Raw genomic sequence first — 12,911 nt, 5'->3', positions numbered from 1 at the left:
ACCCGCCGAATACGAGACCAAGTACTACCGCGAAACCACGAAGTCCCAGGTCACAGTCACGACCTAGAGTCTCGATCAAACCCGGAACGGTTCACTCGTCGTCCCAGGTGAGAGTCTGGCCGGGGCCGGTGGTGGGGGTGCGGGTGTGCAGGTTGCCGTCTTCGTCGTATCCGAAGTTCGTTGGGTTGGTGCCGCCTGTGGTGGCGGTCAGGGTGTGGGGCTGGGCTCCGGTGGAGTTGCAGTTGGTGGTGCAGCCGTCGTTGTAGGTGGTGGTGACGGTGCTGCCGGTGGTGCCGATGGCGTGGTCGATGCTCTGGTGGCGGTTGCCAATGGGGTCGTAGTTGAACGTCTGCCAGTAGGAGCCGGGCGTCGTGGTGAGGGTGCTGCTGGTGGGCGGTTTGACGTTGCAGTTGTTGGCTGTCCAGGCGTCGGTGAGCCGGTCCAGGGCGTCGTAGCCGTAGCACTGCTGGTCGGTGACGGTGTTGCCGGTCTCCGACTGCTGGTCGACGGTGGAGGTGGGGTTGCCCGAGGCATCGTAGAAATACTTGGTGTCATCGACCGTCGGGCCGGGCGCCTGGGTCCGGTCGACCTTACGTTCATTCAGCCGGAGGGTCTGCGCGTCGTATCCATACGTGACCGTGACCGAGTTGGTTTGGGCCCCCATGATGACCTGCGACGGCTGACCGTCGTCGTTGTACGCGGTCTTGCTGACGTAGGCGGAGGTACTGTTCTCCGAAATGGTCGGATTGCCCAGTGCGTCGCGGGTGTACGTGATGAGCTCGCTGCTGAGTCCCTGGGTGCCTGGGTCGTTTTGCGAGGCGAGCAGCTGGTCTCGGGTCGTGTAGGAATAGGTTGTTTTGTAGGTGGAGGGCAGCGGTGCCTCGGATGCCGGCAAGGTGATCTGAGTGCCTGTCGGCTTGCCGAGGCTGCTGTAGCCGGTGGTGGCGACCGTGTAGCCACCGGTGGTGCCCTGGACGTAGCGGGTGGACGAGGTCGGCATCCCGATACGCTTGGTGTCGTAGGTCCAGGACGCGAACTGGAAGTCCGACTTGGCCTTGTCGGTGGCGGTGAGCTTGCGGCCCAGGAGGTCGTAGGTGTAGTCGAGTTCGACCTGTTTGGCATCGGTGGTGGAGATCAGGTTGCCGGCGTCGTCGTACCCGTACTTGCTCCCGCCCGTGTCCGGGTCGGTTTGGGTCCTCTTGCGGCCCAGCAGGTCGTAGTCGAACGTCCAGACCGTCTTGTCGGGGCCGGTGACCTGGTGCTGCTGCCCGGCGGCCGTGTACTGGTAGGTGGTGGGCGACGTGGTGCCGCCGGTGGCGGTGAATCCGGCCGCCGCCGACCCGGACAGCGTGGGTGGGGCGGTGTACTGGTCCAGTTCCGTGGTCTGGCCGCGCGCGTCAACGACCGTGGTGGAGGCCACGCCCCCCTTGGGTGGCAGGACGGTGGTTTTGTCCCCGGTGTAGGCAGTGGTGGTGTTCCAGGTCTTGACTCCCTGGGCTTCCTCGGTGACCAGGTCGGCCCGCCCCTCCCCGTCGTAGTCGGTGACCGTGGTGTCGGGCGCGGAGACCTGGGAGATCGAGTACGGGATGCTGCGAGGACTGCCTGGCTCGGCGAAGGCATTGTTGGTGAGGACCGTCCAGCCGTGGGAGTCGTACTGAACGTCCGTGACGATGGTGGTGGAGTTCTCCCCGGTCTTCTGGACCTGCAGGGGGCGCAGCATCGCGTCGTACAGCGTCTCCCTAACCCGGTAACTGTCGTTGTCAAGGAGGGAGTTGGTGGCAACGACCGTCGGTGCGGTCTGGGAGACGCTGTAGGTGTAGGTCGTGTTCGCCGGTGCGCCGTTGGCCTTGATCTCGTTGGGCAGCCATACACCGGTCAGCCGGCCGAGCGCGTCGTAGGTGAGTGAGGTGAGCTTGCCGGCCACGTCGTTCTTGGCGGTGGGCAGCTCCCGGGCCGGGTCCAGGGTGCTGCTGGCGAGCTGGCAGTCCAAGGAGGACGTGGTGACCGTGGAGCAGTCCGCACCGGGTGTGACCTGGGTGATGGTGGTGCTGCTGGTGGGCAGCGCACCGGTGGCGGGGGTGTAAGAGGTGAAAACGGACTGGGCGAGGCTCTTGCCGTTCGGTGACGTGGAGCGGGGGGTTCGGGTGACCTTCGTCGTGCGCCCGTAGGAGTCGTACGTGGTGGCGGTCTTGTCGACGAAGGCGGTCGCGGTGGCGCCGCTCGAGTCGGACGCGCCCTGGACGAGGGTGGCGTCACCTGTCGCGGGCAGGGCGGGATTCGTCTGCCCATCGCCGTCGTAGGCGAACCCGTTGCTGTCGTATGAGGTGCGAGTGTCGGAGATCAGGGTGCCGCTGGGGGTGGCTCCCGCGGTTGAGCAGTCCTGGGCCGTGGTCAGGGTCTCGGCGGCCAGCACCAGGGTGGCGACGCTGCCCGTGAGGTAGCGGTTGTAGGTGCACTTGGCGACGTTGCCGGCTGCTGCGGTCTCCCCACGGTCGTCGACCTGCACGGCCATGCCCGTGGTCGACTTGCCCAGGGCCGTGTTGTAGAAGGTGTCGGTCTCGGTCTTGCGCCAGCCGTACGACACGGCCTGCCGGGTCAGCGTCTTCGCAGGGCGGGCCATCTGGGCCGTGAGGTCCGGCAGCCCGCTGCGGCTGCGGCTGGCCGTGGGACCGATGATCGTGGGCACGGTGACCTCGGCCTTGTCCAGGCTGCCTGTGGCACTGGTGTAGGTGTCGGTCTCGAAGGTCTGCCCCGCCAGGGCGTTGTCGTCGGCGACCGAGGTGGTCCCGTCCTGGCTGGTCAGTGCCGGTACCGAACGGGTCTTGCCGCCGGGCAGGGTGTCGCCGTTCATGCCCAGGAAGTAGTACGTCTTCGTCAGCGTCTTCTGGTCGTGGACCGCGGCTTTGTCGGTGTAGTGGAAGACGGTGGTGTCGCCGGTGGTGACGTCTACTTCGGGGTAGCCGCGGAACTGGCCCCAGGTGCGGTTCTTGGCCTTGACGGTCTCGTTGTCGTCGTAGTGCCAGCCGGGGTTGCCCTTGTAGGCGTAGTCCGTTTCCAGTTTGGGCTGGGTGCCGTCCTGGTAGGAGTTGTTCGGATCGATCGTGAGGGCCGAGGTGACCTTGTATTTGTAGAACCAGTCCATCCACGGCGCGGGCTGTCCGTCGGGGGTCCAGTACACCGGGAAACACGACAAGGTGTTGGTGGAGGCGAAGGTCTTCGCGGCCGCGTCGGTGGGGTCGTTGGGGTCGCTCGCCGGTGCTTTGGAGCAGTCGGGGCGGTCGTAGGTGACCGTCGTCTGCGCGCCGGCCTCGGTGGTGACCACCTGGATCCGGTCGTGGTACATCAGCGGCATCTGCGGAATGGTCCCAACCCGGTTGGGCAGCTGCAGAGGCGGGTCGAAGCTCACCGCCGGGGTCGAGGAACTGCCCGATGCGCCGCCCAGGGTGTCGAGACCGGTGCGTTTGATGGAGTCCAGCCACAGGGTGGGGGCGTGGTCGCCACCGTCCGGGAAGGACTGGGTGAAGGTGTACTTGTCGACCTGCTGGGTCGCACCGCCGGTCTGGATCTGGGTGGTGATCGAGGTCAGGCGCTTGCGGGACCAGAAGCTGGGGCCGTGGTTGGTGCAGTTCGTCGAGCCCGAGGTGCAGTTCAGGTCTACCGGTACGTCCGGCCAGTACGCGGCATTGGCTGTGGTGAACTGGCCGTCCGCGCAAGTGTTTCCGGACGGGGTGCCCGGGATGCAGCGTTCGGCCGAGGCGTCGAAGACGATCTGCTCCGGCGCGGTGGCCGAGTAGATCGTCGAGGCGGTCATGCCGTAGTCGATGCGGGCCAGCGTGCCGCCGCGGGTGTAGGCGACGGCGGTGTTCTTCATGTCCGCGCCGTAGTAGCCCGTTTCCTGTGAGTAGTACCAGGCGCTGGCGTTGCTGTGGGTGTCGACCACGTAGTCGAGGTTGAAGCGGTAGCCGAGTGTGCAGGAGGTGGCGGCGAAGTCGGTGCTGTCCGGGCAGTCCGAGACGCCGCCGTGCGCGTGGTAGACGGGTTCGGTCCACACGGACTTCGTCTCGTCCTTGCCGCTGGTCCAGCCCGGCAGGCGGTTGCGGCCGAAGAAGTACTGCACTCCTCCTTCGGTGACCTTGAAGTACTCCCCGTTCTTGGTGCCGTTCGTGGCGCCGGTCAGGTCCTCGATCTTGATCGTGGAGCTGTCGTCGACGGGGTGGAACGTTTTCGTCGAGTCGTCGTAGACGACCTCGGTGGACTTGCCGTTCAGCGAGAGCGTGAGGATCTGGCCCGCCCAGCACTGGTCACCGTCGTTGTCAGGAGCCCCGGACGACGAGTCGTCCTTGCAGGACTTGTACGTGCGCTCGACATAGTTCTCCGCCGAGCTCCAGCCGTCACCCAGCCACGAGGACTGGTTGTTGGTCCCCTCGGTGCGCGCGTCCTGGCTGGAGGAGTTGTAGAAGAGATCGACGTTCGGGACCGAGCCGCCGATCGCCGGCGGAACCGAGATCGGGTAACTGTAGGTGAATGCGCCGGTGTTACCGGAGGTCGACCAGGAACCGCCGGGCGACAGGCTGGTCGCCGAGTAGTCACCCGCCGAACCCGACGTGCCCGCGGCCGCTGCCATGACGACCGTCGCGCCGGAGGACGCGGCCGCCGAGCGGGCCGAACCGGCGGCATTCGATGCCACCGCCTTCGGGCCAGGGACGGCAACCTGGGCGGACAACGGTGTTCCGGGGGCGGTGCGCACCGCTCTCTGGACCTGACACTTCGCCAGCATCGGCGTGGTCAGGGCGCAGGCGGGCAGCTGCACGAGGTGCAGGCGCGCGGCGAAGTCACCGCCGAAGGCGTAACGGAAGGATGAGTCATCGACCCGCAGTGCGACCTTTCCGCCTCCAGGGCTGGTGCGCTGGAGAGTGAAGAGCACACCGTGCACGCCGACGGTCTGTGCGCTCTTCTGGTCCAGCACGGTCACCCGCACCCGCTGCGATCCGCTGACGGCGGCCGCCTTGGCCCCCGCTCCAGCCACGTCACCCAACAGGACAGGCGTGCCCTTGGCCCGCACCTCGGTCGCATTGGCGGTAAGCCGCGCGGAGCCGGCGCCGACCGGCAGAGCTACCACGGAGCTGCCCGCCCCAGGTAGCTTCGAGTGGCCGCTGGGATCGAAGTGCTTGAAACGCTTCGAGGTTGAACCCCACCCTGGTCTGGAGTGGACCAAGGGGACCCGCTTGTTCTGCGGTGCGGCAGGAGCCGTCACATGCCGCTGCTCCGAGGTTGCTGCCGCAGCAACACCAGCGGGCAGCAGGCTCACGAGCAGGGCGCCGACCGCCACCGCTGCCGTATGCCGAACTTTCCGGGCCGTCCAGGACGCCCGCCCGCGACTCCATGCCGAAATCCGCGCCATGCTGTGCGTTCCCTCCCAGACCCCAGACCACCCAACTCCCCTACGTGTCAGGTGACTTGAGTGCACGTCACAGCGGAGGCACACGTCGATCACATCCCCCGCACACGATCACGCTAGGGCTTGACCTCAAACCCGAAGGCAAAGCATTCCCAGAGGGAAAGCAAAGGAACTCCACAGACCGGAACCCAAGTTGGTCTGTATTCGTCAAAAGCGGACTCTGTGTGAGTACTTGTCGATCAATTGATGATGGACCGTCTTCACACCGGCCCCACAGAATGCAGAACGGCGCGGGGCCCACGGGGGGAACCGCACGACATCTGCGAAGGACTCCGACCTCACATGTCCGCCTCTCGCACACCCCTGCCAGCCAGACACCTCGCGTCCAGACCTATTGCGGCCGCTATAGTCGCGGTCCTGGCGGCAGGATCACTGGCCTCCACCACACCCGTCCATGCCGCGCCGCTGGATGCGCCTAGCTCCTCGTCCAAGACCACCTCGAAGCGCGACGACTCGCCATCCGCCGCCCGCAGCCTCAACCCAACAGAGTGGGCGTCCGCGCAAGCGAAGGCGACTGGCCAGCCGGTGACCATCGACGCGCTCACTGGCACCGGTACGCAAGTGGTGGCCAACCCGGACGGCACCTTCACCCGGACCGACTCATCTATGCCCCAACGCACCCTGCAGCAGGGGAAATGGGTCCCCATCGACACCACCCTGGTACAGCACGCCAACGGGACCTGGGGCCCCAAAGCCGCCGTCACGGATGTGACGTTCTCCGGTGGCGGCTCGGGTGCACTGGTCACCCTGCGCAGCGGGGCCGACAGGCTGGGCTTCTCCTGGCCGACCGCCCTGCCCAGACCGGTGGTCTCCGGTGACACCGCCACCTACCCGGACGTGTTGCCACAGGTCGACCTCCAGCTGACCGCGGACGCCTCCGGATACTCCTCGATCCTGGTGGTCAAGACCCCCAAGGCCGCAGCCGACCCTCGTTTGAAAAGTCTCACACTCAACACCGCGTCGTCCGGCCTCAAGCTCTCCGCCACCCCCGACGGTGGTGTGCAGGCCACGGACAAGCACACGAGCGAGACCGTCTTCCACAGCGACACCGCGCTGATGTGGGACAGCGCAGGGCAGAAAGCCGTGCACACCCCCCTGGCACACACCAAGACCGTTTCGTCGGCACGAGCCGAGCACCAGGCGTCGGGCAAGGTCGGTGCCCACCGCTCCCAGGTCCGAGTACACCTGAAATCCGGTCGGCAACTACTGTCACCCGATGCGAAGTTGCTCTCCTCCAAGAGCACCGTCTACCCCGTCTATGTGGACCCGGAGTGGAGCGGGAGGCCCTCCCAGCTGGACTGGGCCCGGATCTCCGACAACGGGTGGAACGTCTACAACTCGACATCCACCACAGGCGCCACCAACGCCCGGGAAGGATGGGACAACAACACCCCGGGCAACGGCGAACGGGCCCGCACCTACTACCAGATCAACACCAGCGGCATCAAAGGCGCCGTGGTCAGCCACGCCTCCCTGTACGTGAAGCAGCTCTCCGCCGCCTCCTGCTCCGACACCCCCGCCGCCGTCTACGGCACCGACCGGCCCGCAGCATGGAACTCCTCCAACCTGTACTGGGGCCACGAACCCACCGTACGCACCGACGCACTCGGCAAGACCAACCCGGTCAGCCACGAAGCCGGCACCTGCCCCGTCACCGACGGCGCCAACTCCTGGGTCAGCCCGCCGTCGCTCGAATTCAACGTGACCTCCCGGGCCCAGAGCGCAGCAGCCGGCAGCTGGAGCAGCATGACGCTGATGGTCCAGTCACCCAACATGAACGACGCCTCCCAATGGAAGCAACTGGCCTACGGCGGCGGCGCCACCATGTCGGTCACCTACAGCTACCGCCCCAAACTCAAGAACGGCACCGGCACCCCGGCCATCAAGCCGTCCACGGTGAACCTGGGCAAGACGATGACCACCACCCACACTCCGACGCTGTCGGCGCGTGCGGTCGACCCCGACCTGGCCGGGGGCAGCGAGCTGGTACGCATCGAGTACAACGTCTACAACTCCTCCGGCACTCTGATCCACCAGGGCTTCGGCCCCAGCACCGACTCCAAGAAACGCGCCCGGTACAACACCAACGGCAGCGACTGGACCACTCCGAGCCTGCCCGACGGTACCTACACCTGGAAGGCCACCGCTCAGAATGCCGCGGGCTACTGGGTCGGCACCGGATCGGGTATCTGGACCAAGACCCAGACCTTCACCGTGGACACGACCGCGCCGCCCATGCCCACCGTGACCTCCAGCCAGTTTCCGGCCGGGCAGATCGGTGCCGCCTACGGCGACAAGGGCACCTTCACACTCAGCAACAACCACACCAACAACATCACCGGATACCTGTTCGCTCTGGACGCCACACTCGGCAACACGGTGTACAGCAGCAGCAACGTCGTCCACTTGGCCAGCACGACCAAAATCACGACGGGTCAGGCGTACTACGTCACGTCGGACAACGGCCCCGGGACAGGAACGTCGGTCCTCAACGGCAGTGCCTCGCCCGCCTTCGCCCCAGGTACTACAGGCCCTCACACGCTGTACGCCAAGGCGGTGGACCAGGCCGGCTCAACGTCCGTCCAGGCGTCTTACGCCTTCTACGCCGGCACCAGCACCCCGACCTACGCCTTCGGTGACAAGATGATCAGCGGCTGGACCGCGACCAACACCGACGGCACCACCACAGTCGTACCCAAAGCGAGCACAACCACCAAGGGCGGCCAGCTGATCAGCCAGGCCGCTGGCAGCGGCTACGAGTTCGCCGACGGCTACCAAGCCTGGCTCGCCAATAAGTCAACCACCTCGAAGGTCGTCAGCGGCGACAGCGCCACCTTCAGCTTCGACATCCCCAAGGACGGCCCCTGGAGCTTCGGAGCCAACCTGACCAAGGCCAGGGACTACGGCATCTACCGACTGGTCCTGGACGCGGGCACGAGCACCCAGACAACACTGCTCAGCGACTACGACGCCTACAGCTCCTACACCACCACCCACTTCATCAACCTCGGCATGCCCAAGGACGCCAACGGACAACTGCTCACCCTCAACCAGGGCGTGCACACCCTCACCCTCACCCTCACCGGCAAGAACTCCAAGTCGACCGGGTACCAGGCGGGCGTTGACGTGCTGCGGCTGGGACCGGCGCTGACCTGCACGATCAACGACACCAGCAGTTGCCTGAACAACACCGCGACCAGCGCCTTCACCACCACGACCAGCCCGGCCGACGCGGATGGCTCCGGCAACAGCATCAACTCCGCCGACCTGACAAGCACCTCGGGCTGGCAGAGCGCCAAGACAGTGACCGTCGATGGTGCCACCATCACCCTGCCGAAGTTCGGCACCGGCACCTACGACAACATGCTGGCCTCCGGCCAGACCGTCACCCTGCCGGCCAGCGGTCCGGTGAACACCGGTGACGCCCTGGTCTTTCTCGCCTTCGCCACCGGCGGCCCTGCCAAGGAGACTCGCGGCACCATCTCCTACGCCAAGGACAACTGCATCGATGCCAGCGGCGCTCCAGCCGACCAGGTTTACCATCTGGACACCGTGCCCGACTGGCTCAGCGGCCCCGCCTCCGCTGCCGCGCTCACGCTGGTCCACGAGAACCACCGCAACAACACCCAGACCAGCCCGGCTCCCGGCCCCAAGATCTACGCCATCAGTGTCCCGCTGAAATGCCCAGGCTCGGTGATCAGCAGCATCTCCCTGCCCCTGTTCAGCAATGGCGTCCAGGAGAGCCAGCCGGCCCTGCACATCCTCGGCATGGGCATACGGCCGATGGCCCTCACCAGAACCGGAACCAACACCCAGCACTGGGTCGGCACCTGGTCCTCCGTTCAGGACACCGCGAAGGTGCAGCAGTCCGGGGGCAGTACCGCCGTCGCCAACGGGCAGACTTTGCGCATCCCGGCTCACGTCAGCATCGGTACAGACACCGGCAACGGTGTGCGTATCCATTTGTCCAACGCCCTGGGCACCACACCCGTCACCTTCGACGCTGCCTCGGTAGCCCTGCAGGACACCACCGCGGGCGGTGCCGCCACCACGGCCGCGGGACCCACGGCGCTGGCCTTCGGCGGGCATGCGTCCGTCACCATCCCCGCAGGCGCTGACGTCACCAGTGACCCCGTGACCTTGGCCGTCGCGCAGCAGGCAACCGTGCTGGTCAGCGTGCAGGTGCACGGCTCGGTAACCGCCCTCCCCGGTCACGCCATTGCCCAGACGCCCGTGTGGATCAGCCCCGACGCGGCCAACCGTACGCTCGACACCTCGGCCGCGAACTACACGCAGACGTCATTCACCGGCCTGCCCTACGTGACCGGAATCGACGTCACCACCCCTACCGCCGTTCCTACCGGCTCGGTGGTCCTCTACGGGGACCAGAGCATCAACGGCGACACCGCGAGCAACGACGGTCAGCATCACCTCAGCGACGCCATCACCAACGCCCTCGTCAACGACTCCAACGGAGACGACTCCGTGGACTACGGCGTGCTCAACGCCGGATCCAACAGCAACAGCCCCAGCAACAACCTGCTACCGCAGATCACCAATAGCGGCACCCCGAGAAACGCGCTCAATCCCCTGGACCGCAACGTCCTGGCCCAGGGCAACGTCCGCACGGTCCTCATCTCCACTGGCACAAGTGACCTGCTCAACTGCACCGATACCGCCGACGCTTGCGCCACAAGCGTCGAGCACGGACTGACCTCGCTCAACAGCCAGCTCAGCTCGTACTACACCGACGACGGGCCGGCCTCCGCCGACGGTCAGCCGGTGATGGAGAACTCCAACATCACCGTCTACGTTGCCACCATCCCGCCGTTCACCGCCGCCCATCCGGGCACAGCGACGCAGGAAGCCGCGCGCGAGAAAGTCAACGCCGATATGCCCGACCTCTTCCAGGACCAGGTCATCGACTTCGCCACGGCGGTCTCCACAGACGGCACGGCAACATCCTCCACCGTGAAAGCCGCCGACCTGACCAACGGCAATCCTTCGAACGCCTACTACGCTGACCTGGCCGCCCGCTACCTCAGCGACACGAACAACACTGACACAATCGACATCGCTCCGAACCTGATCGTCCCCGTCGCCACCGGCAGCGACACCCCCGACAACGAATGGGACCTGGCCGCCGACGGAAACGACCAGCGCGGCGACAACCCGTTCACCGCGGTCGGTGGCGCGACCTCCAACGCTGCGGGACCCGATGCGGTCAACGCCCCCGCCGCCGCCACCTCCTTCGACGGCAGCACCGGCTTCCTGGAAAGCGACCACACCGCCGTCAACACCCTCGCCGACTACACCGTCTCCGCCTGGGTCAAACTCGACTCTGCAGCAGGCCCCGCCACCGCCATCTGCGAAGGCACCAGCCAGCACCAGGCGTTCTACCTCGGCTACGACCGCGGCAACCAAGGCTGGATGTTCCAGACCACGACCACCAACGACGACAGCTCCGACTTCCCCACCGCCGAAGGAGACGCCAACACCGGAGCCCTGGGCACCTGGACCCACCTCCTCGTCACCTACACCGCACCCGTCGACGGCGACGACAGCACCGGCGTCATGTCCATCTACCAGAACGGCACCCTCATGGGGACCGCAACCAACCTCACCCCGCAGTACGACTCCGCCATGCCCCTCACCATCGGCGGCTGCATCAACGACCCCGCCGCGACCTCCCCGTACAACGCCTTCCCCGGCTCCGTCTCGGACGTCCAGGTCTACCCCTACGCCATGGCGGCCGGCGACGCCGACGCGGCCAGCGTGGTCGTGCCCAGCGGCTGGCAGAACGGCATGCCCGAGGACGACTGGAAACTCGCCTCCAACGGCACCGACACCGCCTCCCTCAACCCGCTCACCCCGACAGGCAACACAACCTTCAACACGGACGCACCGAGCGGGATGTCCGGCAGCGTCGCCTTCGACGGCAGCACCGGCTTCCTCAAAAGCAAGCAGAGCGCGGTCAACACCCTCGGCGACTACACCGTCTCCGCCTGGGTGAAGATCAACTCAGCCCTCGGCACCACCGCCGTCTGCCAGGGCACCACGCAGCACCAAGCCTTCTACCTCTCCTACGACAAACCCAGCGCCGCCTGGATGTTCCAGACCACCACCACCAACGATGAGAACTCCGACTTCCCCACCGCCGAAGGCGACCCCAACAGCGGCCCCATCGGCACCTGGACCCACCTCGTCGCCACCTTCCGGGCACCGGTCCCGGGAGGCTCCACCACCGGCAACATGGCCCTCTACCAGAACGGCACCCTCATCGGGACCGCCACCAACCTCAGCCCCCAGTACGACTCCTCCATGCCCCTCACCATCGGCGGCTGCATCAACAGCGCCTCCGCCACCACCCCCTACCTGGCCTTCCCCGGCTCCGTTGCCGACGTCCACGTCTACCCACGCACACTTTCGGCGACCGAAGTCAGCGCACTGCACTGAGCCACCGCCGAAACAGGGCCCGCGCCGACTCCGACACGAGCGGCGCGGGCCCACCCACGTCCGCGGCGGCGGCCAGCCACACCCAGCCGGCGAACGGACCGACACCGTCGAACGCTCCCCCCAAGTCCAGCTTGCGGACACCACCCGGGAGATCACGCCCACCAGCGCAACCTCCGAGCAAAGGCGCGTTGCCGAAATCGAAGCGGCACACCACAGGCGCACCCACCGGGAAGCCCCCACAGAAGAGGCCCGCATCAAGTACGTCGAGGCTCAGCGCGCGCCATGTCCACCATCGCGCCGGCCATGCCGCCGAGTCGGACCACAACACGACCAGCCGACGGGGGCTTCGTCGCGCTGCCAGCTGTCACGGGCGAGTCACAAACCCCGTGGACACCCTCTCGGCACAGGAGCTCGAAACCGGACATACATGTCCGCACAGGACTGGATGGACGGCGCTGGACGGCTTCTACGACATGTGCCATGTGGTACCCAGTGAGGGACCCAAGATCAGGACCGGAGCGTCTTCTGGCCCGTCAAAGCGGTATTGCAGGGTGTTCGGGGGTGTCTCACTCACGCCCCAGACCCTCTCACGTCTCACGACTCCCCCTATGACGGGGGTTGCGAATGCACAGGTCTGACCAGGTGGAAGACCTCCCGGGCGGCATATCGCTTGAGGCATCGGATGCTCTCGCGTCGGGTCTTGCCCTCCTGGGTGCGGCGTTCGTAGTACGCCTGGGTGCGGGCGTCCTGGCGCAGCCGGGTGACACGGTGCGGTGCAGGGCGGCGTTCGCCTGCCGGTCGCCGCCGTAGTCGAGCCGGCGCGTGCTCCGACGGCCCGACGAATACTCGACGGGGCTGACTCCGCAAAGCGCAGCAAAGGACACCTCGGTGTTCGGCCGCTCGGGGTTGTCCCCCGTGGTGATCAGCAAGGTGACTGCGCTGTCCGGGCCGATGCCCACCGGTACGAGCAGCTGTGGGGCGTGGTGTTCGACGAGCT

The 12,911-nt window shown here is 66.5% G+C and carries 3 protein-coding genes; 1 reads left to right on the top strand and 2 read right to left on the bottom strand.

The annotated features are described in order from the left end of the window. Window positions 1–91: 91 nt before the first annotated feature. The gene (locus tag ACZ63F_RS42455) at window positions 92–5,026 is read right to left on the bottom strand and encodes an RHS repeat domain-containing protein (protein ID WP_469719382.1); all 4,935 of its coding nucleotides are present in this window, start codon (window positions 5,024–5,026) and stop codon (window positions 92–94) included. A gap of 957 nt (window positions 5,027–5,983) precedes the next feature. Here ACZ63F_RS42455 and ACZ63F_RS42450 point away from each other — a divergent pair. After that, window positions 5,984–11,914, top strand: a complete 5,931-nt coding sequence (locus tag ACZ63F_RS42450) for a LamG-like jellyroll fold domain-containing protein (protein ID WP_469719381.1) — start codon at window positions 5,984–5,986, stop codon at window positions 11,912–11,914. A gap of 587 nt (window positions 11,915–12,501) precedes the next feature. On the opposite strand, the gene ACZ63F_RS42445 is transcribed toward ACZ63F_RS42450, so the two are convergent. Then, entirely contained in the window at window positions 12,502–12,873 is a 372-nt protein-coding gene (locus ACZ63F_RS42445) for a transposase (RefSeq protein WP_469719379.1), read from the bottom strand. Between the last annotated feature and the right edge of the window lie 38 nt (window positions 12,874–12,911).

The sequence above is a fragment of the Streptomyces sp. NPDC104761 genome, from assembly GCF_055583445.1.
The sequence above is the reverse complement of the archived record's forward strand: the minus strand, read 5'-3'. Positions and strand labels throughout refer to the sequence as shown.